Origin of the sequence: Nonomuraea diastatica, assembly GCF_004349015.1 — a bacterium.
In the GTDB taxonomy this organism is placed as follows: domain Bacteria; phylum Actinomycetota; class Actinomycetes; order Streptosporangiales; family Streptosporangiaceae; genus Nonomuraea; species Nonomuraea diastatica.
Map to the genome: position 1 here is coordinate 1 of NZ_SMKP01000151.1, position 26770 is coordinate 26770.

A 26770-nucleotide genomic window follows, 5' to 3' on the forward strand; every position below is an offset into this window, starting at 1 on the left:
TCAGGGTCTACGCTGTGGCTCGCGGCCACCGCACGATCTTTGGTTGTCTTCACAAACTCCGAATGATCACGCGGTGGCCGTCGCCATGTGACCCGATCCTTCAAGATCGCCAAGTGTCACTGGAGTACTAGGGCAGGGAGGGCAGCTGGCCGATCGTCTCGTAGGTGTCGAGCTGCGCGATCCGCCTGCTATGGCGCTCGCTGCCGGAGAACGACGTGGTCAGGAAGACCTCCACGAACCTGGTCGCCTCGTCGACGGCGTGCATGCGCGCGCCGACGCTGACGACGTTGGCGTTGTTGTGCTCGCGGGCCAGTGCGGCCGTCTCCTCGCTCCACGCCAGTGCCGCGCGAATGCCGCGCACCTTGTTGGCGCCGATCTGCTCGCCGTTGCCCGAGCCTCCGATGACCACCCCCAGGCTGCCGGGGTCGCCCGCGACGCCTTCGGCCGCGCGCAGGACGAACGCGGGATAGTCGTCCTCCGCGTCATAGACGAAAGGACCGCAGTCGATCACGTCGTGACCGTGGTCCTTGAGCCAGGACACGAGGTGGTTCTTCAGCTCATAGCCGGCATGGTCGGCACCGATGTAGACACGCACGTGACCAGTCTTCCACAGCCCTCGCCGATCAGGCTCGCTTGCTAGAGTAAGGACCTGTTCCGCAGTCTAGTCCTTACGAAAGCAGAAATCGTATGCGCGAGATCCGCATCATCGGCGATCCGGTGCTGCGCACGACCGCCGATCCCGTCACCGACTTCGACCGTGACCTGCGCCGGCTGATCGACGAGATGTTCCAGGCGATGTACGCGGTCAACGGGGTCGGCCTGGCGGGCCCCCAGATCGGCGTGTCACGGAGGCTGTTCGTCTACGACATCAGCGGGCGCAAGGGCCACGTGATCAATCCGCGGCTGACCGTCGACGATCCGGAGGAGGTGCTCGACGAGGAGGGTTGCCTGTCGGTGCCCGACCGCCGCACGAGCCAGCCGATCTACGCCCCTGTCGCGCGGGCCGCGGGCGTCACCGTCGAGGGCGTCGACCGGCTGCGGCGGCCTGTGCGCGTCAAGGCGCGCGGATCGCTGGCGCGCTGCTTCCAGCACGAGACCGAGCATCTGGACGGCAAGTTGTACGTCGACCGCCTCCCCAGGAACGAAGCCCGCGAAATCATGCTCAGGGCGTAGGTTGGCCGCATGAGCGTACTTTCGGGAAGAGGCGCACTGGTCACCGGAGGCTCCAGGGGCATCGGCCGGGCCGTCGTTGAGCGGTTGACCGGCGACGGGGCTGAGGTCGTGTTCTGCTACGAGCACTCGGAAGAGGCGGCGCGGCAGGTGGCCAAGGAGACCGGGGCGCACGCCGTACGCGCCGATCTGGGCGACGAGGACGATCTGGAGCGGTTGTTCGCCGAGGCGGAGGCGCGGCTGCCCGGGCTGGACATCCTCGTCAACAACGCCGCGCTGAGCCTGCAGAAACCGCTGACCGACATCACCGGCGACGACTACGAGCGGGTCTTCGCGGTGAACACCCGGGCGGTGTTCCTGGCCACGCAGTGGGCGGGCCGGGTCATGCGCGACGACGGGCGGATCATCACGATCTCGTCGCTCAACACCCAGGTGCCCGCGCCCGGTCTGATGCTCTACTGCGGCAGCAAGGGGGCGGTCGAGCAGTTCGCCAAAGTGGCGTCGCGCGAGCTGGGCGGGCGGGGCATCACCGTGAACGTCGTCTCGTCCGGCGCGACCGACACCGACATGCTGCGCGGCGCCAACCCGCCGGAGGCGCTGGAGGTGACGGCGAGCTTCACCGCGCTGCAGCGCCTCGGCAGGCCCGGCGACGTCGCCGCCGTGGTCGCCTTCCTGGCGGGCCCCGACGGGCGCTGGGTCACCGGCCACAACGTGCACGCCACCGGCGGGCTGTTCGTCTGACCCGCCGGCCCGGCCACCTCCGGCGGCTACAGCTGCAGCGCCTTGATCTCCAGGAACTCCTCGAGCCCGTACTCGCCGAGTTCCCGGCCCACGCCCGACTGCTTGTAGCCGCCGAAGGGGGCCATCGGGTTGAAGCGGCCGCCGTTGACGGCCACCTGGCCCGTGCGGAGCCTGCGGGCGACCGACACGGCGTGTTCCTCGGTGCCCGACCAGACGGCTCCGGCCAGGCCGTATTTCGTGCCGTTGGCGATCTCGACGGCCATGTCCTCGGTCGTGTACGGGATCAGCGACAGCACGGGGCCGAAGATCTCCTCCTGCTCGATCGTCATGCCCGGCTCCACGCCCGCGAACACGGTCGGCTCGACGTAGTAGCCCCGCTCGTGAGGCTGCTCGGTGCCGCCGGCGACCAGCCTGGCGCCCTCTTCCTGGCCCCTGTTGATGTAGCGGACGACGCGCTCGCGCTGGGTCGCCGACACCAGCGGGCCGATCCTGGTCGACGCGTCGAAGGGGTCGCCGACGGTGTAGCCGCGCGCCGTCTCGACGGCCAGCCGCACGGCCTCGTCGTACTGGTCGCGGTGGACGATCATGCGGGTCAGCGCCGAGCAGGTCTGGCCGGCGTTGACGAAGCAGCTGGCCACGCCCACCTTGACGGCCAGGGGCAGGTCGGCATCGGGAAGGATGATATTTGCTGACTTGCCGCCCAGTTCGAGCGCGACCCGCTTGACCGACTCGGCCGCGAGCGAGGCCACCCGCCGGCCCGCGCCGGTCGAGCCGGTGAACGACACCATGTCGACGTCAGGGTGGGCGGCCATGGCCTCGCCGACCACCGGCCCACGCCCGCTCACCAGGTTGAACACGCCCGCGGGCAGGCCGACCTCGTCGAAGATCTCCGCCAGCGCGTACGCCGCGAGCGGCGCCACCTCGCTCGGCTTCAGCACCACGGTGCAACCGGCGGCCAGCGCGGGGCCCACCTTGCAGATGATCTGGTGCAGCGGATAGTTCCACGGCGTGATAGCCGCCACCACCCCGACCGGCTCCTTGAGCACCAGCGAGTTGCCGGCCCGCGACTCGCGCGGATGACTTTCGGCGAGCCGGGCGTAGGAGGACAGCACGGTCGCGGGCATGAGCGTCTGCACCTTGAGCGCGAAGCCGAGCGGCGCGCCCATGTCGGTGGCGATCGTCTTGGCGATGTCGTCAGCTCGCTGCTTCAGCAGGTCGGCGGCGTCGCCGAGCAATTTCCCGCGTTCGGCGGCGGCGGTCTCCGACCATCGGGGGAAAGCTCTTCTGGCCGCTTGCACGGCCGCCTTGACGTCGTCGGGCGAACCCGCGGGGACGCGGTCGATGATCTCTTCCGTGGCCGGGTTCGCGACCTCGATGGACTCGTCCGAAGTCGACGCGGTCCAGGAGCCACCTGTATAGAGCTGACGCATGGCACCATCCTGACAGTGCTTCACGCGGCAATGCGAGGGCTCATCCCGGGCCGGGATGAGCCTTCTCCTCCGCCGCCGGCCTTATTCCACCGCCAGCGTACGACGACTCAATGGGCATAGACGGATGCGTCAGTCGAATTGCGGTCGTTTGGTGCGCGTGCGCTTCAGCTCGAAGAAGTCCTCGTACGCGGTGACCGCCAGCACGCCGTCCCAGAGCTTGCCCGCGTCCTCACCCCGGAGAATGCGCGTGATCACGGGCCCGAAGAAGGCGTTGGCCCCGAGGCGGATGATGGGCGTGCCGACCTCCTGGCCGACGAGCGTGATGCCCTCGTCGTGGGAGGCGCGGATGGTGGAGTCCCACTCTTCGGAGTGCATGGCCTCGACGAGGCTCTTGTCGAGGCCGGCCCGCTCGAGCGCGGTCTCGACGGTCTCGCGCAGCCGCTCGGGCTCTTTGCTCCTGCCCTCGTTGTGCAGCAGGGTGCCCAGAGCGGTGTAGAGCTCGCCGATGGCGTGCTCGCCGTGCTTCGCGGCGGCCGCCGCCACCACCCTGACCGATCCCATGGCCCGGGCGGCGCGCTCGCGATAGTCGTCGGAGACGTCTTTGTCCTCGTTGAGGATGTGAAGCGACATCATGCGCCAGCGCGGCTCGATGGGGCGAACCTCCGCCACCTCGATCAGCCATCGTGACGTCACCCACGCGAAGGGGCAGGATGGATCGAACCACAGGTCCACAGGAATCTTTTCAGTCACGTGGGGCCATAACCTGAGGTGGTTCGGGTCCTATTCCCGCCGTGGCAGGATACCGACAAACTTCTACGAAGCGGTGAAAAGGAGCGCAACTTGGCAGGCAACCTGACCCGAGACGAGGCTCGTGAGCGCGCCCGGCTGCTGAAGGTCGAGTCTTACGAGGTCGCACTCGACCTGACGGAGGGGGACGAGCGCTTCGAGAGCGTCACGACGGTCCGCTTCGCCAGCACCAGCCCGGGCGCGTCCACCTTCATCGACCTGCACGGCGCCCGCGTGCGCAAGGTCGTGCTCAACGGCCAGGAGCTCGACGTGGCGGGCTACGACGCCGCCAACGGGCGCTTCCCGCTGCCCTCGCTTGCCGAGGCCAACGAGCTGCGCGTGGACGCCGACTGCTCCTACATGCGCACCGGCGAGGGGCTCCATCGCTTCGTCGACCCGGTCGACAAGAACGTCTACCTGCACAGCCAGTTCGAGACGGCCGACGCGCACCGCATGTACGCCTGCTTCGACCAGCCCGACCTCAAGGCCACCTTCCAGCTCACCGTGCTGGCCCCGGCCGGCTGGGAGGTCATCTCCAACGCCACCGCCACCGGCGTGGAGGAGCTGCCCGAGCACGCGGGCAAGCACGGCACGGTGCCCCCCGCACGGCGCTGGCAGTTCGCGCCCACACCGGCCATCTCCACGTACATCACCGCGCTGGTGGCCGGCCCTTACCACAAGGTGACCTCCGAGCACGACGGCATCCCGCTGGGCGTCTACTGCCGGGCCTCGCTGGCCAGCCACCTCGACGACGGCAACATCTTCGAGGTCACCCGGCAGGGCTTCGACTTCTTCCACCGGGTCTTCGGGGTGCGCTACCCCTTCGGGAAGTACGACCAGCTCTTCGTGCCCGAGTTCAACGCCGGCGCCATGGAGAACGCGGCCTGCGTGACGCTCCTGGAGGACTACGTCTTCCGCTCCCGCGTCACCGACGCGGTCGTCGAGCGGCGCGCCGAGACGATCCTGCACGAGATGGCCCACATGTGGTTCGGTGACCTCGTCACCATGCGCTGGTGGGACGACCTGTGGCTGAACGAGTCGTTCGCCACCTACATGTCCGTGCTCGCCCAGGCCGAGGCCACTCGGTGGGGCAAGGGCGCGTGGACGACGTTCGCCAACGTGGAGAAGGCCTGGGCCTACCGCCAGGACCAGCTCCCCTCGACCCACCCGATCGCCGCCGACATCCCCGACATGCAGGCGGTCGAGGTCAACTTCGACGGCATCACCTACGCCAAGGGCGCCTCGGTGCTCAAGCAGCTCGTCGCCTACGTGGGCCTGGACAACTTCCTGGCCGGCGTACGCGACTACTTCGCCGAGCACGCCTGGGGCAACACCGAGCTGAAAGACCTGCTCAACGCGCTGGAGCGCACCTCGGGCCGCGACCTGTCGTCCTGGTCGAAGGAGTGGCTGGAGACCTCATGGGTCAACACGCTGCGACCCTCGTTCGAGGTGTCGGGAGGCCGGTTCACCCGCTTCGAGGTGGTGCAGGAGGCGCCGGCCGAGCACCCGACGCTGCGCTCCCACCGGGTCGCCATCGGCCTCTACTCCCTGGCAGGCGGCGAGCTGACGCGGACCAGGCGGGTGGAGCTCGACGTGGTGGGCGCCCGCACGAACGTGGCCCAGCTCATCGGCGAGGAGCAGCCCGACCTCGTGCTGATCAACGACGACGACCTGACCTACGCCAAGATCCGCCTCGACGAGCGCTCCCTGAAGACGCTGGTCGACGGCGGCATCGCCGCGTTCACCGAGTCGCTGCCGCGGGCCCTGTGCTGGTCCGCGGCGTGGGACATGACCCGCGACGGCGAGATGTCCACACGCGATTACGTCAAGCTGGTCGTCTCGGGCGCGGAAACGGTCTCCGACATCACCGTCCTCCAGGCGGTGCTGCGGCAGGCGCGCATGGCCGCGCAGCAGTACGCCGACCCGGTGTGGCGGCAGGGGGGCCTTGAGCTGCTGGCCGGCAAGCTCCGCGCGCTGCTCGCCTCCGCCGAGCCGGGCTCCGACCACCAGCTCGCCTTCCTCCAGGCGTTCGCACTCGTGGCCGGCTCCGACGAGGACCTCGACCTGCTGCAGGGCATCCTCGACGGCTCGTCCGTTCCTGAGGGCCTGACCGTCGACGCCGACCTGCGCTGGTCGCTGGTGCACGCGCTGGTGTCCTGCGGCCGCCTGACCGAGGCGGACATCGACGCCGAGCTCGAGCTCGACCCCACGGCGACGGGTGAGCGCTCGGCCGCGCACTGCCGGGCCGCGATCCCGACCGCCGAGGCCAAGGCCGCCGCGTGGGACCGGATCGTGGGCGGCGAGCTGGCCAACCACATCGCCCGTACGACCATCGGCGGCTTCCAGGACCCGCGCCACCCCGAGCTGCTGGCTTCCTACCGCGAGAAATACTTCGCCGAGGTGGGGCGGATCTACAAGGAGTGGACGTTCGACCAGGCGTCGACGTTCGCCGTGGGGTGCTTCCCCTCGCTGCTCATCGAGCCGGCGACCGTCGAGGCCGCGGAGCACTACCTCGCAGACGAGGAGCCGCCGCAGGCGTTGCGCCGGCTGATCCTCGAGGGTGCCGACGGCGTGAGCAGGGCCCTGCGTAACCGGGAGAAGGACGCCGCGTCCTCCTGACGCGCCCCTGCGGGCTCCCGTGGGCTCCCGCCGTCCGGCGGGGGCCCACGGCCTGCGCCGACTTGGCCATGGCGGCGCAGCGGCGATGTTAGCCTCAAGTACGTGCTAGGCGCCGGGACAACGCTCAACGATCGCTACGTGCTGACCGGACGTCTCGGCGGCGGCGGCATGGGCGAGGTCTGGCGTGCCGACGATACGGTCCTCGGCCGCGCGGTGGCGGTCAAGGTGCTCATGCCCGCGCTCACCGAAAACCCCTCCTTCACCCAGCGTTTCCAGAACGAAGCCAGGGCCATGGCCACGCTCCGGCATCCCGGAGTGGTCGACGTCTACGACTACGGCGTCAGCGAGGTCACCGGCCGCCAGGTGAGCTTCCTGGTCATGGAATACGTGGAGGGCGAGTCGCTCGACCACGTGCTGCGGCGCGGCGCGCTCGGCCCGGAGGCCACCATGCGGCTGGTCGCCGAGGTGGGCGACGCGCTGGCCGCCGCCCACGCGCAGGGCATCGTCCACCGCGACGTCAAGCCGGCCAACCTCATGATCAGGCCCGACGGCGGCGTGGCGCTCACCGACTTCGGCATCGCCCACTCCGTCTCCGCGGGGCATCTGACGGCCACGGGCACGATGCTCTGTTCGGCCGGCTACTGCGCCCCCGAGATGGCCACCAGCAGCGACGTGACCCCCGCGGTCGACGTCTACGCGCTGGGCGTGGTGGCGTACGAGTGCCTGACCGGGCGGTTGCCGTTCCAGGGCGACACGCCCGTACAAATCATCTTCAAGCACCTCAACTCCCCCGTCCCGCGCCTGCCCGCCGACGTGCCGGCAGGGCCGCGGCAGGTGGTGGAGCGCGCGCTGGAGAAGACGCCCGAGGCACGCTGGCCGTCGGCCGCGCTGATGGCCGAGGCCGCGCGCAGGGCGATGGCCTCTCCCACCACGCTGCCCGTCCCCCGACGCCGCCGCTCGGTGCGGGCGGTGCTCACCATCGCCGCCGCGGTGGCGGTGTCCGCGGCGGTGGCGGGAATCGTCTGGCTGCGTCCGCCGACGCCCACGACGGTGAGCCGGATGGAGCCGCCGACCGTCACCGCCACGGCCGAGGCGACCTCGCCGCCGCCGTCGGCCACCACCAAGCAGCCGGTGCCGCCGGCCAAGCGCACCTCCAGCCCTCGACCCTCCCGCTCCGCCACGACGACGCCGACGCCCACCGCGACGGTCACCGCCACCGAAACCGAGACCGAGACCCCGACCGGCTCGCCGACCACTCCGCAGCCCGAGCCGACCGAGGAGCCCACGACCGACGGCCCCGGGGAGCCGACGTCGGAGCCCACGATCTCCCGGCCACCGCCTCCGGGCGAGATCCAGTGCATCCGGGCTCCGTGCCCGTGACCGGCCCCCGGCGCCGGCGTCCTTAGCGGCTCGCCGAACGTGAGAAAGTCTTCGCGTGGACTCGACTCGTGACCTTTTCGTCGCCCTTGCCCGCCGTTATGCCTTCGCCGACCTTGGTGCGCTGGCACCCGCCGCCGACATCGCCGAGGTGTGCGAGTTCGGTCAGCGGCTGCTCTCGCTCGACGCCGAGGACTTCGCGGCCGAGGCCCGGGTGGTGCCCGCCGACCTGCGGCGGCGCGCGCGAGCCTGCCACATGCCGCAGACGCCGCGCGAGCAGCCGCGCGGGGCGCTGGAGTCGCTGCGGCCCGCGTACGAGCTGCTGCTGGAGGTGATCTCCGTACGGTGGCACCGGCGCGAGCTGAGCCCGATGATCGCCGCGGTGCACATCGCCAGCGAATACCTGCCGCTGCTGGCCTTCGAGCCGCAGCTCGGCCACGCGGGCGACCCCACGCGCTGGCCCGAGGCGCTGAGCGTGACGGGCAGCAGGTTCGGTGTCATCGGCGACCGGGAGTGCGACCACACGAAGTCCGAGCAGTCGGCCACCAACCGGACGCTGCGGGTGTCGGCCGAGCCGGGCGAGGGCTGGCGAGCCTACTTCGACCGCCAGCACAGCCAGGTCGCCGGCGCGCTCGCCGTATGCGTCGCCACCTGCCGCAACCCGTGCACGGCCATGGACTGGATCGAGCCGGAGCCGCGGGCCGATCTCCAGCTGCGCGCCCGCACGGCCCTGGCCTTCGCGGAGACCCCGCTCGTCCGGCTGCGCCACGCGGCGCCGGTGGGGCACGGGTTCGGGGTGCCGTCGCCGGAAGAGGTGCTCGACGCGTGGGAGCGCAGCCGCGCCGGGCTCGACAAGAACGCCGTCGGGTCGGCGGCGCTGAAGGACGACGGGTTCCCGCTGCCGGGGTTGCCCGCGCTGTTCTCGGCCGTCGCCGGCGCCCCGATCGAGCAGGCGACCCTGCTCGACGGGGTCAGCCGGCACATCGTCAGCCTCCTCGAACGCGACTGATGCCCCTGCCGGAAATCAGCGGCGGGCCGCGGCCTGCTCCGCGAGGGCGGCGATGCCGTACAACAGGCCACCCACCAGGTCGCCCACGCTGAACGAGGTGGCCATCGACATCGCCGTCAGCCGGCAGGCGCTGTCGGGCAGCCGGAGCCGGGCGGTGTCGCCGGTGACGATCTCCAGCGCCCGCCCCACGGGATCCACGAGGATCACCACGGCGTCGGCGGCCTCGTCGCCCAGAGCGGCGTGCAGGCGCTCGGCGAAGTGCCGCCGGGAGCCCTCCGGCTCGCCGATGAACAACCCGAACCGCAGGCCGCTTCGCCGTTCCGCGGCCTGCACGGCCTTCCTGATGTCGTCGGCCTGTGTGGCGGTCAGTCCGCGCATCGTCACCTCACCACCCCGCGGACGCGCCGCCGACGCGCCTGCCGGGCTCGGCCGTCTCGGCGGCGGCCACCCAGTCGTGCTCGGGAACATCGGTCCAGTGCGCCACCCGGTCGGCCAGCACCAGCGCGGATGTGCTCACCCCGCGCTCGCTCCTGGACGGCCCGCCGACCCACACCGGCCACGATCCCTCCCGGCGCCGCGAAGCACGCCCCGGCACCATGACCAGCAGGCTGATCAGCACGAACAGCCCCATGGACACCCCGATGAGCAAGAGCAGAATCTCCGCCGCGCTGTTCACACCCTGACCGTAAACCGCTCCGGCGGGTCCGGCCAGACCCCGGCGCGGGGTGTCTGGCACATGGATGGCCGCCGGGCGCGCCGCCGGTGCTCCGGTGCGGTGGCAGGCGGACGGGCGGGCCGGGGGACGCACCCGCGGTGGCCGAGCCGGACGTGATCGGCGCACCCCCGCGCCACGTTAGGATCTTCGCAGGGGTCGGCACTCCGGCGGGCGCATGGCGCGGGTCCGATGGTGCGCCGAGAGCCCGTGGGCATCTCTAGAGAAGAACGTAAGACATACCCGGAAAACACGCGTGGAACACGATGAGCTGGGCCATAAAACTATGGACGCGGCAACACTAGGAATCGATCGAACCCCCGGGCTACGGTGAGTTACGTGGACTCCGACATCCAGCGAGAAGACGGTCACAACGCGTCACCCATCTGGGTGAGCGACAAGCCAGAAAGCGAGCAGACCGCCGCCGCGAAGCCTTCGGCGCCCACCTCCACATACGCGCCGGTCAAGCGCGTGTCCGTGCGCAGCCTGCTGCAGCAGCCGCGGGTCCGCCGCCTGCGCAACCGCGCGATCCTCGCGGTGGTCGTCGGCCTCGTCGTGGGCTTCCTCGTGGGCGACTGGCGGGCCGGTGTGACCGGAGGCGTGCTCGCGGCCATCGCGGAGGCGATCTATCGGGCGCGCTCCAGCTCCTCCGTGCCGGCGTGGCGGCGCACGTCCGTGGCCGAGCGCCGCACCGAGGCGCAACTGCGCAAGCTCGAGCGCAACGGCTACCGCACGCTGCACGCCAGGGCGATCCCGGACAGCGAGGCCCAGATCGACCACCTCGTGGTGGGCCCGACGGGCGTGTACGCGGTCGACTCCGAGAAGTGGGACAAGCGGCTGCCCGTGCGTGTGCAGATGGGCAAGAAGCTCTTCCACGGGCCGTTCGACATGAAGCCCCGCATCAACGAGGCCAAGTGGGAGGCGTCGCAGGCGAGCGAGCTGATCAGCAAGTCGTTCGGCCGCGAGGTCTCGGTCGTGCCCTCCCTTGCCATCTACGGGCCGCAGGTGCCGTGGAAGATCATGACGATCCGCGGCGTGGACGTCTACCAGGGCGACCGCGCCCGCAAGTGGATCACCAAGCGGGAGCGGGCGCTGACCGAGGGCGAGATCGACCGGATCTACGACATCGCCGCCCAGGTGCTTCCGGCCCGCTACGGCGAAGACTGAGCCACCTGGTGGCTGCGCGTTCAACCGCCGGCTTCTCTCCCATCGCCGCAGGCTGAACGCCCCTCGGAGCGGCCTCCTCGTACGGCCCGCCCGTCCCTCGTCATGGTGCGGGCGGGGCGGCAGCAGTCCGATGCATGGACAGGCGTCTCAGTTGCCGGGCGGTGGCCGTAACATGTGAAGACTTGCTAGCGATGGGAGAAGCGCAATGCCGGCCCTCAGGTCACGTACAGTCACCCACGGCAGGAACATGGTCGGTGCCCGGGCCCTGCTCCGGGCGACCGGCGTAGCCGGGGGCGATTTCGGCAAGCCCATCATCGCGGTGGCCAACAGCTTCACGCAGTTCGTTCCCGGCCATGTACATCTGCGCGAGGTGGGCGACGTGGTGGCGTCGGCCGTCAGGGAGGCCGGCGGCATCCCCCGCGAGTTCAACACGATCGCGGTCGACGACGGCATCGCGATGGGCCACGGCGGCATGCTCTACTCCCTGCCCTCGCGCGAGCTGATCGCCGACGCGGTCGAGTACATGGTCAACGCCCACTGCGCGGACGCGCTGATCTGTGTGTCCAACTGTGACAAGATCACGCCGGGCATGCTGCTGGCGGCGTTCCGGCTGAACATCCCGACGGTCTTCGTCTCCGGCGGGCCCATGGAGGCCGGCAAGACTCCGGGCAGGAAGCTCGACCTGATCGACCCGATGATCGCCGCCGCCGACGAGTCCGTCTCCGACGCCGACCTGCTGGAGATGGAGGAGGCCGCCTGCCCGACGTGCGGCTCCTGCTCGGGCATGTTCACCGCCAACTCCATGAACTGCCTGGCCGAGGCGATCGGCCTGGCGCTGCCCGGCAACGGCACGATCCTGGCCACGCACAAGGCCCGTAAGACGCTGTTCGAGGACGCCGGCCGGCAGCTGGTGGAGATCACCCGCCGCTACTACGAGGAAGGCGACGAGTCGGTGTTGCCGCGCTCGATCGCGACCCGCGAGGCTTTCGAGAACGCGATGACGCTCGACGTGGCGATGGGCGGCTCGACCAACACGATCCTGCACATCCTGGCCGCGGCCCGCGAGGCCGAGGTCGACTTCGGGCTCAAGGAGATCAACGAGATCTCGCTGCGGGTGCCCTGCCTGTGCAAGGTCGCCCCGGCGACGAGCAAGTTCCACGTCGAGGACGTGCACCGCGCCGGCGGCATCCCGGCCATCCTGGGCGAGCTCGACCGGGCCGGCCTGCTGCACCGCGACATGTCCACGGTCAACGGCGGCACGCTCGCCGACGTGCTGGCCCGCTGGGACGTGCGCTCGCCGTCGGTCCTGCCGGAGGCCCTGGAGTTGTGGCACGCGGCGCCCGGCAACGTGCGCACGGTCAAGGCCTACTCGCAGGACAACCGCTGGGACTCCCTCGACCTCGACCGGGCGGAGGGGTGCATCCGCGACATGGAGCACTCCTACACCGCCGACGGCGGGCTGGCCGTCCTCTACGGCAACATCTCGCGTGACGGCGCGGTGGTGAAGACGGCAGGGGTCGACGAGTCGATCTGGAAGTTCAGCGGGCCCGCGGTGGTGTTCGAGTCGCAGGAGCAGGCCGTCGAGGGCATCCTGGGCGGGCGCGTCAAGGAGGGCGACGTGGTGGTCATCCGCTACGAAGGCCCCAAGGGCGGGCCCGGCATGCAGGAGATGCTCTACCCGACCTCCTTCCTCAAGGGCCGGGGCCTGGGCAAGGCCTGCGCCCTCGTCACCGACGGGCGCTTCTCCGGCGGCACCTCGGGGCTGTCGATCGGCCACGCCTCGCCCGAGGCGGCCGAGGGCGGCACGATCGCGCTGGTCGAAGACGGTGACATCATCGACATCGACATCCCCAACCGGTCGATGGAGCTGCGGGTGGCCGAGGCCGAGCTGGCTGCCCGGCGCGAGCGGCTGCTGGCCGAGCTCGGCCGCTTCCGTCCGCGCGACCGCGACCGGCCGGTCACTGTGGCGCTGCAGGCCTACGCGGCGATGACGACGTCCGCGTCCACGGGTGCCTCGCGCGACCTGTCGCAGCTGTCGCGATAAGCGCTGCCTCTGTACGGCAGGCGACCGGGTTCTCGCCTGCCGTACAGGCTCTTCCCTCGCCGCACAGATTTTCGAAAATTGTCGGTGGTCGTCCCTATTCTTGGGGTATGACGACAGTCGTGAAGCACGATACTCGCCCGCTGACGACCGCCGAGATCGCCGCCCTCGCCCTCTCCCTCGCCCACCTCGGAGCGGGTCCGCAGGCCGTCACCGCCAGGCGTGGCCTGCAGCACGCGCTCGAGCACCTGGAGCTCGACGACGACGTCATCTCCACCACCCTCGCGACCCTCACCGAGCCGCTGCCCGTCGACGTCGCCTCCCGGGCCAGGCTCATGGCCGACGCCATCACCAGCCGCCTCATGATCCGCCTCCACTACCGCGACGCCTACGGCACCGTCACCGCGCGCGACGTCGAGCCGGTGACCTGCCTGGTCCACCGCGAATACTGGTATCTGGTCGGCGTGTGCAGGATGCGCCGGGCCATCAGGGCGTTCAGGTTCGACCGGATCATCGCGGTCGAACCCACGCTCACGCCGTCCCGGCCGCATCTCGCGGACCGGTTCCTGCCGTTCCAGCGCCGCAAGCGCGCCAGGGCCGCGTGAGAGCCTTGCCGCTTGTCTGACCTGCCGTGCCCCGGCCGTTGGGCTCGGGGCACGGCAGGCTTCCGCACATGCGCGTCCGGGGCGTGCCCGAGGCCGGCCGGCGGTGGTCGCGCTCACCCTGCCGAGCGCGACCAGTGCGTGACCCTCAGGAGCAGCAGCCGCCGCCGCAGCAGCCGCCCCCCTGGGGTGCGGCCGCGCCGCCCGTCATGGACACCGTGGACAGCAGCTTCACCGTGTCGTCGTGGCCCTCGGGGCAGGTGGCCGGGTCGTTGGAGGCCGACATGGAGCGGGAGACCTCGAACGTGGAGCCGCAGGCGCGGCAGCGGAAGTCGTATCGCGGCATGAGCCGAGTTTACCGCCGCCGGCCGTGCGGCCGCCAAGGGCTGCCGCGCCTCACCGTCAGTAGGTGAGATGCGCGTAGTCGGACACCGGCTCGTAGCCGATGGCCTGGTAGATGGCGTTGCTCGTCGGGTTGTCCAGGTCGGTGAAGAGCACGACATGGTCGCACCGCTCGGCCAGGCCCGTCTGGCTGGCGAACGCCGTGATGGCGGCGCCGTAGCCGCGCCTGCGGCACGAAGGCGGTGTGTAGACGGGCCCGATGCGGCAGACCCCGCCGGCCGCCGGTGAGAGCCCGGCGAACGACACCGGCGCCTCGTCCACCTCCCACACGAACAGCTCGCGGCGCGCCAGCCGCTGCGCCGTCCGCTCGGCCAGGTCGGCCGCGGGCATCTCCACCTCGTCGTGGAATGCGTGATACCAGCTCACCAGCAGCGGGAAGTCGCCGGGGACGGCGATCCTGCCCCGGCCCGGCACGTCGGGCACGGTGAGCGCGGCGAGGCTGTAGAGCCGCTCCGGCACCACCCTGCTGGGCTTGCCGAGCAGCCGTATGGCCTCGGAGGTCAGCTCGACGGGGCCAACGAGCGCGGGCAGCTCGCGATCGAGCGCCTCGACCAGGGGCGCGACGGCCTCGACAGGCATTGAGAAGAGGCCGATGGGATGCGGCGGGGTGCGGAAGACCGCGCCGCGGACCTCGTCGTCCACCGTCCACCAGCCGAAGAGCGGATCCTTGGCGGGCAGGCCCGCGCGCAGGTTGGCCAGGACGGTCAGCGGAACGGTGTTGCGCACCGGGTCGCCGAGCAGGAAGGGCTCGGCGACCGCGGCGTACTCCTCAACCTCTGCGGTGAAGGTCCACATGCCTGCTCATGTTGTCAGGACGCGAACTCCCGCATCAAAACCTTTCAGGCCGCGGCCTCGAGGTAGGGCGCCCACTGCGGGTCTCCGACGAGCGAGGCGCCGATGAGCCTCCAGTGGGCGCCCCGTGGCACCGCCGGGCTGACGCGGAGCGTCCACCCCAGCTCCTCCAGGTATTTGTCGGCCTTCCTGTGGTTGCAGGTGGTGCACGAGGCGACGCAGTTCTCCCAGGTGTGCGTGCCTCCCCTGGACCGTGGGACGACGTGGTCGATGGTCTCGGCCCGCTGCCCGCAGTAGGCGCAGCGGTAGTCGTCGCGCCGCATGAGGGCGGCCCTGGTCAGAGGGATGCGCGACCGGTAGGGAATGCGGACATATCTGCGGAGCCTGATCACCGAAGGGACGTCGAGCGTACGGCTCGCGGAACGCAGCACCGCGCCCCGGCCGTCGCGGTGCACGACGTCGGCCTTCTCCCGCAGCACCAGCACGATGGCCCGGTGCAGCGAGAGGGTGGTCAGTGGCTCGTAGGTGGCATTGAGCAGCAGGACTTGGCGCATCATCGGGCCTCTCCCTGCTGCGCGCGTATCAAAGGGGACATGCCGCAGCATGTCCCGCCTGTCGGCCCCTCCTGGGGCACTCGTGCTTCCGTCACGTGGACCTCCGCCGGACGGCCCAGCGGATGGTCACCACGGCACCGTCCTGTCACCAAGTCTGGCGTTTGCACCGTGGTCCCCGCCACCCCAAAAGCATCCGACGGACTGACTAAAGGGACGCACGGTACGTTTTATGCCCGCTCGACCAGCGCTTTACGCATCCCCGTTGGCATAGGGTTCCTGGCATGACGCGAGAGCCGTACCCGACCGCACGACGCGAAGAAACCAGTGACATCCTGCACGGAACACCCGTGCCCGACCCCTATCGGTGGCTCGAGGACCCCGACGGTCCCGAGACCAAGGGATGGCTGCTCGCGCAGGCCGAGCTGTTCAGCCGGGAGCGCGGTCCGCAACGTTTCAAGAGCCGCATCGCCGAGTTGCTCAGGTCGGGCTCGGTGGGCGTGCCCGCCTGGCGCGGCGGACGCCACTTCTTCACGCGCCGCACCCCCGACCAGGAGCACGCCGTCTACTACGTCGTCGAGCCCGACGGCACCGAGCGGGCGCTGATCGACCCCATCGACATCGACTCCTCCGGTCTCACCACGCTCGACGCGGTGCAGCCCGACAAGGAGGGCCGCCTGCTCGCCTACCAGCTCTCGGTGGGCGGCAACGAGGAGTCGGTCCTCTACGTCATGGACGTCGCGACGGGGCAGCGCGTCGAGGGGCCCATCGACCGCTGCCGCTACTCCCCCGTCGCCTGGCTGCCCGGCGGGGATGCCTTCTACTACGTACGCCGGCTGCCGAGCACCGAGGTGCCGGAGAACGAGACGCAGTTCCACCGCCGCGTCTACCTCCACCGCGTCGGCACCTCCACCGAGGACGACGTGATGATCTTCGGGCAGAACCTGAAGATGACCAACTACTACGGCGTCTCCGTCTCGCGTGACGGGCGCTGGCTGCAGGTCTCGGCCCACGAAGGCACCGCGCCGCGCAACGACATCTGGGTGGCCGACCTGACGGAGTCCCCCGCCGACCGGCCCGAGCTGCGGGTGGTGCAGGAGGGCGTGGACGCGCAGGCGGCGCTGGTGTTCGGCCGCGACGGCCGCCTCTACGTCCACACCGACCGCGACGCGCCGCGAGGCAGGGTGTGCCTCGCCGACCCGGCCGCGCCGGCGTTCGAGACCTGGCGCGACCTCGTCCCCGAGGACCCCGAGGCGGTGCTGAGCGACTTCGCGATCCTCGACGACCTCGAGCGCCCGGTCATGCTGGTGGGCTGGACCCGCCACGCCATCAGCGAGATCACCGTGCACGACCTCGAGACCGGAGAGCGCGTGGGCGAGGTGCCCGCGCCCGGCCTCGGCTCCATCGGCGGCATCGCCGAGCGTCCCGAGGGCGGCCACGAGGCGTGGTTCGGCTACACCGACAACACCACGCCGCCCACCATCCAGCGCTACGACGCCCGCACGGGCGAGACCACGCTCTGGGCCGCCTCCCCCGGCGCGGTGGAGGTGCCGGAGGTCCGCACGTCGCAGGTCGTCTACCAGTCTCACGACGGCACCGACGTCCGCATGCTGATCATCTCTCCGGCCGGCGAGGCCTCCGGCCCCCGCCCCACGATCCTCTACGGCTACGGCGGCTTCGGCCTGTCCATGACGCCCGGCTACTCCGCCTCGATCCTGGCCTGGGTGGAGGCGGGCGGCGTCTACGCCATCGCCAACCTGCGCGGCGGCGGCGAGGAGGGCGAAGAGTGGCACCGCGCGGGCATGCTGGCCGACAAGCAGAACGTGTTCGACGACTTCCACGCGGCCGCCGAGCACCTCATCGCCACCGGCGTCACCACGAAGGAGCAGCTCGGCATCTCCGGCGGCTCCAACGGCGGCCTGCTCGTGGGCGCCGCGCTGACGCAGCGCCCCGACCTCTACTCCGCCGTCGTCTGCTCCGCGCCGCTGCTCGACATGATCAGGTACGAGAAGTTCGGGCTCGGCGCCACCTGGAACGTCGAATACGGCTCCGCCGACGACCCCGAGCAGTTCGCCTGGCTGCGGGCCTACTCGCCCTACCACCACGTCAAGGAGGGGGTCACCTATCCCGCGACGCTCTTCACCGTCTTCCAGTCCGACACACGCGTGCACCCGATGCACGCGTGGAAGATGTGCGCGGCGCTCCAGCACGCCACGACGAGCGAGCGTCCCGTGCTGCTGCGCAACGAGACGGAGGTGGGCCACGGCGCCCGCTCGGTGAGCAGGACGGTCGACCTGTCGGCCGACACGCTCAGCTTCCTGGCACGGCACACCGGCTTGTAGCCTCGACACCATGAGCGCGCTGGAGCCGGCCATGGTCGAGGCCGTCCCCAGCGCCCTCCTGCGCCCCTACGTGACGCGCCTGTGCGCCTACAGCGAGCGATACGCCGAGCCGGTGACCAGGTCCGAGATGGCGATGCCGGGGGCCGTGCTGATCCTCGCCTTCGGAACGCCGATGGAGGTGCAGGGGCAGCGGGTCTCGGCGTTCGCGGGCGGGCTCGGCGACCGCTTCACCAGCTGCCGTGGGCGTGGGCCCGGCTGCTGGAGTCGGGAGGCGGCCTGAGCGTGTCGTCGCTGGCCGAGTCGCTCGGCTGGAGCCATCGCCATCTCGTCGCCCGTTTCCACGACCAGATCGGGCTCACGCCGAAGACGGCCGCGCGGGTGATCAGGTTCGGCAGGGCGGCACGGCTGTTGCAGGCGGGCGCCTCCATCGCGCGGGTGGCCGCGGAGTGCGGCTTCTACGACCAGGCCCACATGAACCGTGAGTTCCGGGTGCTGGGCGACGTGACGCCCGGTCAGATTTATCCAAGACCCGAGCCCTCGGAGTGGGCACACTCAGGCATATGAGCAGAACCGTATACGCACTGGCCAGATACCACGACTGCCAGGCCGCACTCGACTTCCTGACCACCGCGTTCGGGTTCAGGGTGCACGAGGTGGCCAAGAACGACGAGGGCGCCGTCAACCACGCCGAACTGATCGTCGGGGACGACATCATCATGATCGGCCAAGGTGAGCCCGGCGGGCCGGGGATCTACGTCGCGGCCGACGACGTCGACGCCCATCACGACCGCGCGAGGGCCGCGGGGGCCCGCATCACCATGGATTTCGTGGACCAGCCGTACGGGTCACGCGAGTACGGCTGCGCGGACCCGGAGGGCAACGCGTGGTACTTCGGGACCTACCGGCCCTGACAGGTCGCGATGGCGCCTGCCACGATCTGGGGGGCGTGACCCACGATCTCTCCCTCCCCGGGTCCGCGCGTGCTCGTCGGCGCCATCGGCGAGCGTTGGAAGAGCTCAGCGGGGGAAGACGACGGTCTTGTGCCCGTCGAGCAGCACACGCTGCTCGACATGCCACGTGACGGCCCTGGCCAGCGCCACGCACTCCACGTCACGCCCGATGGCCGCGAGGTCCTCGGGCGAGTGGCTGTGGTTGACCCTGGCCACCTCCTGCTCGATGATCGGCCCTTCGTCGAGGTCGGAGGTCACATAGTGGGCGGTGGCGCCGATCAGCTTGACCCCGCGGTCGTGCGCCTGGCGATAGGGCCTGGCGCCCTTGAACGACGGCAGGAACGAGTGGTGGATGTTGATGGCCCGGCCCGCCAGCTTCTCGCAGAGCTCCTCCGACAGCACCTGCATATAGCGGGCCAGCACCACCAGGTCGACCTGATAGTGCTCGACCAGCGCCAGCACCTCGGCCTCCTGCCTGGCCTTGGTCTCGGGCGTGATCGGCAGGTGGTGATAGTCGATGCCGTGCGCCTGGGTGAGCGGGCGCAGGTCGGGATGGTTGGAGGCCACCGCGACGATCTCGATGTCGAGCGACTTGGCCCGCACCCGGTAGAGCAGGTCGTTCAGGCAGTGGTCGAACTTGCTGACCATGATCAGCACTCGCGGCTTTCTCGCCACGTCGCGCACCCTGAACTCCATGGCGAAGTCGGGCGCGAGCGCGGCGAAGGCGCTGGTGATCTCGTCCTCGCCCAGCGGGCCCGCGAACTGCACGCGCATGAAGAACCGCTGGGCGGCCCTGTCTCCGAACTGCTGGCTCTCGATGATGGTGCAACCGCGCCCGGCCAGCAGGCCGGAGACCGCGGCCACCACACCGGGCCGGTCGGGACACGACAACGTCAGGATGTACTCGGCGGGATCGGTCATGCCTTCACTCTCGCGGGCGTGGGGGCAGCGGGCGCCTTGCGGTCGTGCAGGCAGCGTACAACCGAGGCGGCCACGTCCGAGAGTACCTGCCGCGATGGGCTTCCACTGTGCGGCCGAGGGCGGCGAAGTGTCTGGTCATGAGCGGTTGATCAGGGGTTGACCCCACGGGTGTCTGCCGGGCAAGCAGCCTCATAATGGGGTCTTCATCCATCTTCCACACGAACGCGGGTAGTTCGTGGTCATCGAGGAAAGACTGTATCCGGGGGTCACGGGGCAGTCGTCTTTCCGCCATGAGTGCCGGGATCGAGCTGGCCCCGCCTGTGCAGGGCGGGCCGGGATGGAGCGCTTGCCGTTGGACGCCGTCGTGCTGATCGTGGTCGCCGGTCTGTTCGCCGTCGTTTCCGGGGTCAACGACGGTGGCGCCGTCCTGGCGACGGGCCTCAAACTGCCCACGGTGCGCCCGGCGACCGGTGTTCTCGTGCTCGTGCTGATGGTGGCGCTGGTTCCGCTGGTCACGCACCAGGTGGCGCTCACGTTCGTGACCCGGCTGGCCACCTTCGACGAGCCGGGCGGGCGGCTCGCGACGACGTGCGCGGTGGTCTCGGCGCTGATCGTGGTGACCGTGCTCAGCGCGAAGGGCCGGCCGACCAGCCTCACGCTCGCCGTCGTGGGCGGTCTCACCGGCGCGGGGCTGGGCTGGGGGCTGCCGGTCTCGGCCGGGTCGGTGGGGCTGGTGCTGGCGTTCGGGCTGGCGGCTCCCTTCGCGGGAGGCATGCTGGCCTGGGCGCTCATCCGGGTCCTGGTCTCGGTGACCACGGCTCGCGCGCTGCCGCGCTGGCACTGGGCGGGCTTCCTGCTCCAGACCCTCGCGTACGCGGCCAACGACGGGCAGAAGATGCTGGCCGTGTTCATGATCGCGCTGGGCTTCACGGGCGCGCCGCTGACGTACACGTCGCTGGTGGCCGTCCTGTTCGGCCTCGGCACCCTGTACGGCCTGCCGAAGGCGGGCCGTACGCTCGGCCGCGAGATCATCGCCTCTCGCCCCCCGCACGGAGTCGTGGCCGAGTTGGCCGCGGGCTCGGCGGTGATCGCCTCCGCGGCCGCCGGCATGCCGGTGAGCATGACCCAGTCCATCGCCGGCGGGCTCATCGGCGCGGGCGTCGCGCAGGGCGGCGGCCGGGTCCGCTGGTACGCCGCCGTCAAGATCGTTGTTGCCTGGCTGCTGACCCTGCCGGCGAGCGGGCTGCTCGGCTGGGCACTGGCGTCGATGGTGAAGGGGATCGCGAGCGTGGAACTGTCATGAACGGAGGGCGAGCGGTGGAGCGCCGTTGCGCATCGAAGGCGGCCGGGCCGTGAAGCGGCTGCGGCGGATCCGCGACCTCATGACCGGTCGTATGGACAGCGCGCTCACGGAGGCGCTGCTCGGGCAGCTGGAGGCCACCAAGGAGGGCGCGTGGCTGGCCATGGCCATGATCGGCGGTGAGGTGGGCAGGACAGGCGCGCATGAGCAGATGCGCGCGATCGAGCACCTCGGCGACGAGGAACGGGCCAGGCTCGTCGACGAGCTCAAGACGGCCCTGGTCACGCCCATCGACCGCGAGGACCTGTTCAGGCTGTCGCGCTCGATCGACGACGTGCTCGACTCGCTGCGGGACTTCGTCCGCGAGTCCCATCTCTACCGGGTGCCCGACCAGATCCGCTTCACCCCCCTGCTCGACCAGGTCATCGTCGGCATCGACGCCCTGGAGAACGCCGTCCGCGACCTCGCCTCCCGGCCCTCCGTGGTGGTGCAGGACGCGCTGGAGGCGAAGAAGGCGGGCGGGGCCATCCGGCGGATGTACCAGTACGAGATCTCGCGGATCTTCTCGGGAGAGCTCACCGCGGACGCGATGAAGCAGCGCGAGCTGGTGCGCCGCCTGGAGATCGTGGGCGTGTCCATCGGCGACGCGGCCGACGCGATCGCCGACGGTGCGATGAAGCGCTGACGCGGGACAGATCCGTGCGCGACCAGACGCGCTTCGCGCCCTGCCCCAACGTCCCGGGTAGTCTCTTTCCGGATGAACCCCCCACAGGAGAGCGTCAGTGACCGCCCCGCGGCGCGCGTCGTCTGTCTCGACCGTGACGGCCGGGTGCTGCTCATGCACTGGTACGACCCGGTCAGCCGGGTGGACGTCTGGGAGCCGCCGGGCGGCGGCATCGACCCCGGCGAGACGGCGCTGGAGGCGGCCAAACGCGAGCTGACCGAGGAGACCGGACTGCCGGGCTCGGCCGTGTCCGGCAGATGCGTCGAGGTCGGACGGGACTTCTCGTGGCTCGGAGTCCGGTACGTGAAGACGGAGCCGTTCTTCCTGGCGGTGTTCGACGAGGTCCGTCCCGAGGTGGTCCCCAAGGCGCTCACAGAGGAGGAACGCCACGTCTTCCGCGGCTATGCCTGGGCCGAGGAACTGCCCGAGGGGATCGAGCCTCCCCTGCTGGCGGAGGTCGTGGCAGCGCTCACGGCAGATCCACGGTGACGCCCGCGGACGCGAGCGCGAGCGGGCCGTCGTAGGACGTGGCGGCCGCTTCCAGCGCGGGCTCGGGCGCGGTGTCCGGCCACAGGTGGGTGAGCAGCAGCCGGGCCGCGCCGGCCGACGCCGCGGTGCGGCCCGCGTCGAGAGCGCTGGACAGGTAGGGCGCATCCTCATCCGGCACCCGTTCCGGATATGTCGCCTCTGCCACGAGCAAGTCCGCATCCTTCGCCAACGCCATCAAAGAGCCGGACGGTCCCGTGTCGCCGGTGTAGGCGATCACCCGGTCGCCGGCGCTCAGCCGCAGCCCCGCGTTGGGCACGTGGTGCGGCAGGTCGAAGGGGTCGAGGCGGAAAGGCCCGAGGTGCCGCGGAACGCCGGGCGCAAGCTCGTGCGCCACGAAGCCGCCGGCCAGCATGCGCCGGTCATCCAGCGCCAGGACGGCGTCGAGCGCGCCCGGCGGAGCGTGGACGGGCAGCGGGGGAACGGGCCGGCCGGCGAGCGCGCGGGCACGCAACAGCGGGTTGAGGTCGGCGCAGTGGTCGGGGTGGCCGTGGGTGACCAGCACCGCGTCGACCTCGCCGGCCGGCCAGCGCTCCAGCAGCCTGGGCAGCGTGGCGTAGCCGGGGTCGACGTAGATCAGGAAGCCCTCCTCCTCGATGACGTATCCGCTGCACGCCTGACCCGCCGCCGGCCAGGCGCCGCATCCGCCCAGAACCGTGAACCTCACGTGTCGCCTCCCGACGAGTGGCCCAGCTCCGCCAGCGTCGCCGCCAGCAGCCCGCGCAGCAGCGTGCCGGCCACCTTCTCGTGCTCGGCCTCCACGGACAGCCCCTGGTTGACCTGCTCCTGGTAGAGCGCCCGTTCGCGCGGGCGGGTGTAGGGCAGCGCGGTCAGCGCCACGGCCACGGTGGTGCGCGTGCCGCCCCTGGGCAGGACGGTCACGGCGTGCGTGCGCAGGCAGGTCTCATCGGGAGCGCCGTACCAGCCGCACTTGACCGCGGCCTCCGGCGAGCGCGTCGCCTCACGCGCTCCGAACGTCTGCGCCCCCTCCACCTGCCGCATCCACTCCATGACGGTCGCCGCGGCCGGATCGCCCGCCGCCCCGGCCTGGGCGAGCACCGCGTACGCGGTCGCGACCTCGTCGGCGGCGACCTCGACCGAGCCGAACCTGGACGGGTCGCCGTTCGGCGGTGACCAGGCCACGCCCGTGCGCCGGCGGATGTCGTCGAGGATGACGCCGGGGCCGATGGCCAGCCACAGGTTGAGCGTGTCGGCGTTGGACGAGATGACCACGGCGGGCTCGGCGTGACGGCGCCACCGCTCGGCGTCGGGGATGCGGCCCGCGCTCACCCACGCGTACAGGGGCTTGAGCAGGGAGGCGCAGCGCAGGCGTGCCATGCCGGACCTGATGCTCACCTGGCGGGCGGGCGGCCCGCCGTAGCCGCGTCTGATGCCGGCGGCCTGGACGCTGGCGCTGACATCGAGGTCACGGAGCAGCTCGTTGAACGACACGCACCCCACCGTAGACCTACGGCGCGCTCCCCCATCGTCCTTCGTACCACTCGGCGCTCGGCGGATCTCCTGGCAGCTCGGTGGCGCCGGGCGCGCGCAGGCCGTCGAGCGCGATGGCCAGCAGGCGCTCCCTGACCTTGCAATGTTCCTCGTCGAGCGGGCCTGGGGCCGGGCGGCTGAACTGCTCCATGAGCAGCGAGATGTCCAGCGCCGTCACGTCGCTCCTGAGCACGCCCGCCTCGTGCGCCCTGGTGACGAGCCGGTCGGCGACCTCCTCCGCCAGCCTGGCCACCCGCCACATCTCGCCGGTCACCTCGATGGTGCCCGCGATCGGGGCCAGCGCGCCGGAACGGAACTCCACGCACGTGCGTACGTACAGGACCAGGCCGTCCCACGGATCGGCCTGGGCCAGCCCGTCCTCCGCCGCCGCCACGGCACGCTCCATTGCGATCAGGCACAGGCGCTGGAGCAGCTCCTCCTTGGTGCGGTAGCGGCGGTAGAGGCTGCCCATGCCCAAGCCCGCCTGGTTGGCGATGGCCGACACCGGCGCGTCGAACCCCTGCGTCGTGAACACCTCGTGCGCCGCCCGCAACAGGCGCAGATCGTTGCGCGCCGCCTCGGCCTGCCGGCCGCGTCTGCTCATGGCGTCCAGGATATTCCGGAGCGAACAGCTCCGTTACACTTGTCGGAGCGAATCGCTCCGATTAAGGGAGGTTGTGGCATGCGCGCGGTGGTGGTGCGGCAGTGCGGAGGGCCGGAGGCACTGGTCCTGGAGGAAATACCCGACCCGGTCGCCGGGCCGGGGCAAGTGCTGATCAAGGTCGTGGTGGCGGGCATCACGTTCGTGGAGACGCAGGTGCGGGGTGGTCGCGGGCCGCGGTCGGCCGAGCTGCCCGCGATCCTGGGCAACGGCGTGGCGGGCACCGTGCTGGCCACGGGCGAAGACGTCGACCCCGCGCTGGCCGGCACGCGGGTGGTGAGCACGCTCGGCGGTTACGGAGGTTACGCGGAGCTCGCGGTGGCCAGCGCCGACGACCTCATCCCCATCCCGGAGAGCCTGTCGCCCGAGGCCGCGGTGGCGCTGCTCGCCGACGGACGCACCGCGGTGGGCCTGGCGACCGCCGCGGCGCCCCGGCCCGGCGAGTGGGTGCTGGTGGAGGCCGCAGGCGGTGGTGTGGGGAGCCTGCTCGTGCAGCTCGCCCGCGACGCCGGAGCCCGCGTCGTCGGCGCCGCGAGCAGCGCCGCCAAGCGTGACCTCGCGGCCGGCCTGGGGGCCGAGCTGACCGTCGACTACACCGACCCAGACTGGACGGAGCCGGTCCGCGCGGCCACCGGCGGGCTGGACGTGGTCTTCGACGGCGTCGGCGGCGAGACCGGCGCGGCCGCTCAGGGGCTGCTCAAGGACGGGGGCAGGATCAGCGTGTACGGCATGGCGGGCGGCCCGATGACGACGCCCGACCCGCGCGTGACGGCGGTCGCCTGGCCCGCGACGGACATGCGCGAGCTGGCCCGGCAGGCGCTCACGCTGGCCGCCGCCGGGCGCCTGCGTCCCGTCATCGGCGCGACGTTCCCCCTGGAGTCGGCCGCCGCGGCGCACGCCGCCATCGAGGCGCGCGGCGTAACCGGCAAGACTTTGCTCCGCATCTGACCGGCACCGCGCGGACCCGGCGCAAAACAGCACCGCGCGGACCCGGCGCAAAACAGCACCGCGCGGACCCGGCGCAAAACAGCACCGCGCGGACCCGGCGCAAAACAGCACCGCGCGGACCCGGCGCAAAACAGCACCGCACGGGTGCGGGCGCCGGACTGCTGTGGGCGTTGGACGGGGCGTGGTCAGAGGGACGTGGTGAAGCGGGCGCGGAGGTCGGCCAGGCGGTGCACGGGTTCGTTGCTGTAGACGAGGCGCACGTAGCGGGGGGCGACCGTCTCACCCCACGCGGTCATCGGGGTGGCGGCGACGCGGCCGCGTTCGAGGAGGCGGGCGGAGAGGCCGGCCGCCGTCATGCCCAGGGCCTCGGCGTCCACCAGGCAGGACCAGCCGCCGCCGGCCCGGACCACGGGCAGTCCGTCGAGCTGCTGCACCACCGTGTCGTGGCGGGCCTGGTATTCGGCCACCGCCTCGGCCACGCCCGACGGCTCCTTGAGGGCGGCGGCGGCGCCGATCTGGTGGAAGCCGCTGGCCACGGTGGTGTTGTAGATGACCGCCACCATGATCCGGGCCATGATGTCCTGGGGGCCCGCGATCCAGCCGATACGCCAGCCGATCATGCGATATTCCTTCGACACCGAGCCGATGATGATCGTCCGCCCGGCCAGCCCGTCCACCTGGCACGGGTGCACGCGGGGATGCCCGTCGAAGACGATGCGCTCCATGGCGGCGTCGTAGATCAGGCAGGCCCCGGTGCGCTCGCAGGCCCGGGCGACCGCGGCCCAGTCGTCGCGGTCGAGGACCACGCCCGACGGCATCGACGGGCTCATCAGCAGCAGGGCGGCCGCCGTCCGGACCTCGTCGAGTGCCTGCCTGTCCAGCCTCCAGAAGCCGCCGTCCACGCGCAGCGGCACGAGGTGCGGGCGTGCGCCGGACAACCGTACACGCTGGAGCAGCCCCGCGTACGTCGGGTCGGTCAGCACCACCGGGTCTCCCGGCTCGGTGGTGGCCAGCAGCACGGGCATGACCGCCGACGTGCCGCCCGAGGTGATGGTGATCTGGCGGAGGGGGTCGAAGTCCAGCCCGGTGCGTACGCGCAGGTCGGCCGCGATCGCCTCGCGCAGCTCCGGCAGGCCGGTGAACGGCAGCCAGCTGTTGCCCGTGCCCGCCGCCAGCGACTCCCTTGTCGCGGCGACGGCGGCGGGCGGGGGCGGGACGTCGGTGTCGAGGTTCTCCATGCGCAGCACGTCGGCGTCGGATCCGGCGGCGGCCGCCACCTTGTCGATGTCGAACGGCTGAACGTGCGCGAACCGGGAGTTGGGCCGCATGACAGCACCTCCGCGAGCGAGCGTGTTCCGTATATGGAACAACGTCCTCCCCGCCGCGGGATGTGTCAAGCGCCGGACCGCACCACCGCCACGGCCAGCGCGACGGGCACGAGCGCGACCACCGCCAGCACGGCGGCCACCCGCCACCGCCGCGCCACCC

General features: G+C 71.1%; 29 protein-coding genes. 16 read left to right on the plus strand and 13 right to left on the minus strand.

What is annotated here, in order from left to right; genetic code table 11:
* Positions 1-127 precede the first annotated feature (127 nt).
* Positions 128-595 carry a ribose-5-phosphate isomerase gene (locus tag E1294_RS38000; protein WP_132515817.1) on the minus strand — a complete coding sequence of 156 codons (468 nt, stop codon included), beginning with the start codon at positions 593-595 and terminating at the stop codon, positions 128-130.
* A 92-nt stretch (positions 596-687) separates the two neighbouring features.
* Here E1294_RS38000 and def point away from each other — a divergent pair, with 92 nt between their 5' ends.
* Positions 688-1173 (plus strand): peptide deformylase, encoded by a 486-nt coding sequence (def, locus tag E1294_RS38005; protein WP_132515818.1) that lies wholly within the window; start codon positions 688-690, stop codon positions 1171-1173.
* A 9-nt stretch (positions 1174-1182) separates the two neighbouring features.
* Positions 1183-1911, plus strand: coding sequence for an SDR family NAD(P)-dependent oxidoreductase (locus tag E1294_RS38010; RefSeq protein ID WP_132515819.1), 729 nt, complete (start codon positions 1183-1185; stop codon positions 1909-1911).
* A gap of 26 nt (positions 1912-1937) precedes the next feature.
* Here the strand turns inward: E1294_RS38010 and E1294_RS38015 are convergent, their stop codons facing one another.
* Both E1294_RS38015 and E1294_RS38020 read right to left on the minus strand, forming a co-directional pair.
* The gene (locus E1294_RS38015) at positions 1938-3341 is read right to left on the minus strand and encodes an aldehyde dehydrogenase family protein (RefSeq protein ID WP_132515820.1); all 1404 of its coding nucleotides are present in this window, start codon (positions 3339-3341) and stop codon (positions 1938-1940) included.
* A 129-nt stretch (positions 3342-3470) separates the two neighbouring features.
* Positions 3471-4091 (minus strand): mycothiol-dependent nitroreductase Rv2466c family protein, encoded by a 621-nt coding sequence (locus E1294_RS38020; protein ID WP_132515821.1) that lies wholly within the window; start codon positions 4089-4091, stop codon positions 3471-3473.
* Between the two features lie 90 nt (positions 4092-4181).
* Here E1294_RS38020 and pepN point away from each other — a divergent pair, with 90 nt between their 5' ends.
* From pepN to E1294_RS38035, 3 genes are all read left to right on the plus strand, one after another.
* Positions 4182-6746 carry an aminopeptidase N gene (gene pepN / locus E1294_RS38025; RefSeq protein WP_132515822.1) on the plus strand — a complete coding sequence of 855 codons (2565 nt, stop codon included), beginning with the start codon at positions 4182-4184 and terminating at the stop codon, positions 6744-6746.
* A gap of 138 nt (positions 6747-6884) precedes the next feature.
* Complete coding sequence (locus E1294_RS54930) at positions 6885-8126, plus strand: serine/threonine-protein kinase (protein WP_246083591.1); 1242 nt, start codon at positions 6885-6887, stop codon at positions 8124-8126.
* Between the two features lie 55 nt (positions 8127-8181).
* Complete coding sequence (locus E1294_RS38035; protein WP_132515823.1) at positions 8182-9132, plus strand: hypothetical protein; 951 nt, start codon at positions 8182-8184, stop codon at positions 9130-9132.
* Positions 9133-9147: 15 nt separating this feature from the next.
* Here E1294_RS38035 and E1294_RS38040 read toward each other — a convergent pair whose 3' ends face one another.
* Both E1294_RS38040 and E1294_RS53355 read right to left on the minus strand, forming a co-directional pair.
* Positions 9148-9510, minus strand: a complete 363-nt coding sequence (locus E1294_RS38040) for a DUF5130 family protein (RefSeq protein WP_165977695.1) — start codon at positions 9508-9510, stop codon at positions 9148-9150.
* A gap of 7 nt (positions 9511-9517) precedes the next feature.
* Positions 9518-9808, minus strand: coding sequence for a hypothetical protein (locus tag E1294_RS53355; protein WP_165977692.1), 291 nt, complete (start codon positions 9806-9808; stop codon positions 9518-9520).
* Positions 9809-10183: 375 nt separating this feature from the next.
* Between E1294_RS53355 and E1294_RS38050 the strand changes: the two genes are divergently transcribed.
* From E1294_RS38050 to E1294_RS38060, 3 genes are all read left to right on the plus strand, one after another.
* The gene (locus tag E1294_RS38050; protein ID WP_132515826.1) at positions 10184-11011 is read left to right on the plus strand and encodes a nuclease-related domain-containing protein; all 828 of its coding nucleotides are present in this window, start codon (positions 10184-10186) and stop codon (positions 11009-11011) included.
* Between the two features lie 205 nt (positions 11012-11216).
* Positions 11217-13055: a dihydroxy-acid dehydratase gene (gene ilvD, locus E1294_RS38055; protein WP_132515827.1), complete on the plus strand. Its 1839-nt coding sequence runs from the start codon at positions 11217-11219 to the stop codon at positions 13053-13055.
* A 107-nt stretch (positions 13056-13162) separates the two neighbouring features.
* Complete coding sequence (locus tag E1294_RS38060) at positions 13163-13657, plus strand: helix-turn-helix transcriptional regulator (protein WP_165974528.1); 495 nt, start codon at positions 13163-13165, stop codon at positions 13655-13657.
* Positions 13658-13802: 145 nt separating this feature from the next.
* On the opposite strand, the gene E1294_RS38065 is transcribed toward E1294_RS38060, so the two are convergent.
* Genes E1294_RS38065 through E1294_RS38075 form a run of 3 tightly spaced genes read right to left on the minus strand, consistent with a single transcriptional unit; the run spans position 13803 to position 15402 of the window.
* Positions 13803-14000 carry an FmdB family zinc ribbon protein gene (locus E1294_RS38065; RefSeq protein ID WP_132515828.1) on the minus strand — a complete coding sequence of 66 codons (198 nt, stop codon included), beginning with the start codon at positions 13998-14000 and terminating at the stop codon, positions 13803-13805.
* A 56-nt stretch (positions 14001-14056) separates the two neighbouring features.
* On the minus strand, positions 14057-14851 hold the full coding sequence (locus tag E1294_RS38070) for a GNAT family N-acetyltransferase (RefSeq protein WP_132515829.1): 795 nt from the start codon (positions 14849-14851) through the stop codon (positions 14057-14059).
* Between the two features lie 44 nt (positions 14852-14895).
* Positions 14896-15402 carry an HNH endonuclease gene (locus tag E1294_RS38075; protein WP_132515840.1) on the minus strand — a complete coding sequence of 169 codons (507 nt, stop codon included), beginning with the start codon at positions 15400-15402 and terminating at the stop codon, positions 14896-14898.
* 281 nt (positions 15403-15683) lie between these two features.
* On the opposite strand from E1294_RS38075, the gene E1294_RS38080 reads away from it, so the two are divergent.
* The 4 genes from E1294_RS38080 to E1294_RS38090 are packed head-to-tail and all read left to right on the plus strand — an operon-like array spanning position 15684 to position 18652.
* The gene (locus E1294_RS38080; RefSeq protein WP_132515830.1) at positions 15684-17741 is read left to right on the plus strand and encodes a prolyl oligopeptidase family serine peptidase; all 2058 of its coding nucleotides are present in this window, start codon (positions 15684-15686) and stop codon (positions 17739-17741) included.
* Positions 17742-17751: 10 nt separating this feature from the next.
* Positions 17752-18021, plus strand: coding sequence for a hypothetical protein (locus tag E1294_RS53360; protein WP_165977693.1), 270 nt, complete (start codon positions 17752-17754; stop codon positions 18019-18021).
* A gap of 2 nt (positions 18022-18023) precedes the next feature.
* Entirely contained in the window at positions 18024-18305 is a 282-nt protein-coding gene (locus E1294_RS53365) for a helix-turn-helix domain-containing protein (RefSeq protein ID WP_165977694.1), read from the plus strand.
* On the plus strand, positions 18302-18652 hold the full coding sequence (locus tag E1294_RS38090) for a VOC family protein (RefSeq protein ID WP_132515832.1): 351 nt from the start codon (positions 18302-18304) through the stop codon (positions 18650-18652). Before E1294_RS53365 ends, E1294_RS38090 begins: the two co-directional genes overlap by 4 nt.
* Before the next feature lie 105 nt (positions 18653-18757).
* Here E1294_RS38090 and purU read toward each other — a convergent pair whose 3' ends face one another.
* The gene (gene purU / locus E1294_RS38095; protein ID WP_132515833.1) at positions 18758-19612 is read right to left on the minus strand and encodes a formyltetrahydrofolate deformylase; all 855 of its coding nucleotides are present in this window, start codon (positions 19610-19612) and stop codon (positions 18758-18760) included.
* A 346-nt stretch (positions 19613-19958) separates the two neighbouring features.
* Between purU and E1294_RS38100 the strand changes: the two genes are divergently transcribed.
* The 3 genes from E1294_RS38100 (at position 19959) to E1294_RS38110 (ending at position 22125) form a co-directional block, all read left to right on the plus strand.
* On the plus strand, positions 19959-20915 hold the full coding sequence (locus tag E1294_RS38100) for an inorganic phosphate transporter (protein ID WP_246083592.1): 957 nt from the start codon (positions 19959-19961) through the stop codon (positions 20913-20915).
* A gap of 25 nt (positions 20916-20940) precedes the next feature.
* Entirely contained in the window at positions 20941-21597 is a 657-nt protein-coding gene (locus tag E1294_RS38105; protein WP_246083593.1) for a DUF47 domain-containing protein, read from the plus strand.
* 72 nt (positions 21598-21669) lie between these two features.
* Complete coding sequence (locus E1294_RS38110) at positions 21670-22125, plus strand: NUDIX domain-containing protein (protein WP_132515834.1); 456 nt, start codon at positions 21670-21672, stop codon at positions 22123-22125.
* Here the strand turns inward: E1294_RS38110 and E1294_RS38115 are convergent.
* The 3 genes from E1294_RS38115 to E1294_RS38125 are packed head-to-tail and all read right to left on the minus strand — an operon-like array spanning position 22106 to position 24277.
* Positions 22106-22849 carry an MBL fold metallo-hydrolase gene (locus tag E1294_RS38115; RefSeq protein WP_132515835.1) on the minus strand — a complete coding sequence of 248 codons (744 nt, stop codon included), beginning with the start codon at positions 22847-22849 and terminating at the stop codon, positions 22106-22108. The genes E1294_RS38110 and E1294_RS38115 overlap by 20 nt on opposite strands.
* Positions 22846-23634 carry a hypothetical protein gene (locus E1294_RS38120; RefSeq protein ID WP_132515836.1) on the minus strand — a complete coding sequence of 263 codons (789 nt, stop codon included), beginning with the start codon at positions 23632-23634 and terminating at the stop codon, positions 22846-22848. The genes E1294_RS38115 and E1294_RS38120 overlap by 4 nt, the downstream gene beginning before the upstream one ends.
* A gap of 16 nt (positions 23635-23650) precedes the next feature.
* The gene (locus E1294_RS38125) at positions 23651-24277 is read right to left on the minus strand and encodes a TetR/AcrR family transcriptional regulator (protein ID WP_246083594.1); all 627 of its coding nucleotides are present in this window, start codon (positions 24275-24277) and stop codon (positions 23651-23653) included.
* 78 nt (positions 24278-24355) lie between these two features.
* Here E1294_RS38125 and E1294_RS38130 point away from each other — a divergent pair, with 78 nt between their 5' ends.
* Positions 24356-25282 carry a zinc-binding dehydrogenase gene (locus tag E1294_RS38130; RefSeq protein WP_132515837.1) on the plus strand — a complete coding sequence of 309 codons (927 nt, stop codon included), beginning with the start codon at positions 24356-24358 and terminating at the stop codon, positions 25280-25282.
* Positions 25283-25467: 185 nt separating this feature from the next.
* On the opposite strand, the gene E1294_RS38135 is transcribed toward E1294_RS38130, so the two are convergent.
* Positions 25468-26610 (minus strand): pyridoxal phosphate-dependent aminotransferase, encoded by a 1143-nt coding sequence (locus tag E1294_RS38135; protein WP_132515838.1) that lies wholly within the window; start codon positions 26608-26610, stop codon positions 25468-25470.
* Positions 26611-26770: the final 160 nt, after the last annotated feature.

What these genes read in the sequence shown, in the direction of transcription:
- E1294_RS38010 (WP_132515819.1), top strand. Translation starts at nt 1,183, where the DNA reads ATGAGCGTACTTTCGGGAAGAGGCGCACTGGTCACCGGAGGCTCCAGG.
- E1294_RS38080 (WP_132515830.1), top strand. Translation starts at nt 15,684, where the DNA reads ATGACGCGAGAGCCGTACCCGACCGCACGACGCGAAGAAACCAGTGAC.
- E1294_RS38075 (WP_132515840.1), bottom strand. Translation starts at nt 15,402, where the DNA reads ATGCGCCAAGTCCTGCTGCTCAATGCCACCTACGAGCCACTGACCACC.
- E1294_RS38110 (WP_132515834.1), top strand. Translation starts at nt 21,670, where the DNA reads ATGAACCCCCCACAGGAGAGCGTCAGTGACCGCCCCGCGGCGCGCGTC.
- E1294_RS38040 (WP_165977695.1), bottom strand. Translation starts at nt 9,510, where the DNA reads ATGCGCGGACTGACCGCCACACAGGCCGACGACATCAGGAAGGCCGTG.
- E1294_RS38130 (WP_132515837.1), top strand. Translation starts at nt 24,356, where the DNA reads ATGCGCGCGGTGGTGGTGCGGCAGTGCGGAGGGCCGGAGGCACTGGTC.
- E1294_RS38125 (WP_246083594.1), bottom strand. Translation starts at nt 24,277, where the DNA reads ATGAGCAGACGCGGCCGGCAGGCCGAGGCGGCGCGCAACGATCTGCGC.
- purU (WP_132515833.1), bottom strand. Translation starts at nt 19,612, where the DNA reads ATGACCGATCCCGCCGAGTACATCCTGACGTTGTCGTGTCCCGACCGG.
- E1294_RS38060 (WP_165974528.1), top strand. Translation starts at nt 13,163, where the DNA reads ATGACGACAGTCGTGAAGCACGATACTCGCCCGCTGACGACCGCCGAG.
- E1294_RS38135 (WP_132515838.1), bottom strand. Translation starts at nt 26,610, where the DNA reads ATGCGGCCCAACTCCCGGTTCGCGCACGTTCAGCCGTTCGACATCGAC.
- ilvD (WP_132515827.1), top strand. Translation starts at nt 11,217, where the DNA reads ATGCCGGCCCTCAGGTCACGTACAGTCACCCACGGCAGGAACATGGTC.
- def (WP_132515818.1), top strand. Translation starts at nt 688, where the DNA reads ATGCGCGAGATCCGCATCATCGGCGATCCGGTGCTGCGCACGACCGCC.
- E1294_RS38090 (WP_132515832.1), top strand. Translation starts at nt 18,302, where the DNA reads ATGAGCAGAACCGTATACGCACTGGCCAGATACCACGACTGCCAGGCC.
- E1294_RS38015 (WP_132515820.1), bottom strand. Translation starts at nt 3,341, where the DNA reads ATGCGTCAGCTCTATACAGGTGGCTCCTGGACCGCGTCGACTTCGGAC.
- E1294_RS38065 (WP_132515828.1), bottom strand. Translation starts at nt 14,000, where the DNA reads ATGCCGCGATACGACTTCCGCTGCCGCGCCTGCGGCTCCACGTTCGAG.
- E1294_RS53360 (WP_165977693.1), top strand. Translation starts at nt 17,752, where the DNA reads ATGAGCGCGCTGGAGCCGGCCATGGTCGAGGCCGTCCCCAGCGCCCTC.
- E1294_RS38070 (WP_132515829.1), bottom strand. Translation starts at nt 14,851, where the DNA reads ATGTGGACCTTCACCGCAGAGGTTGAGGAGTACGCCGCGGTCGCCGAG.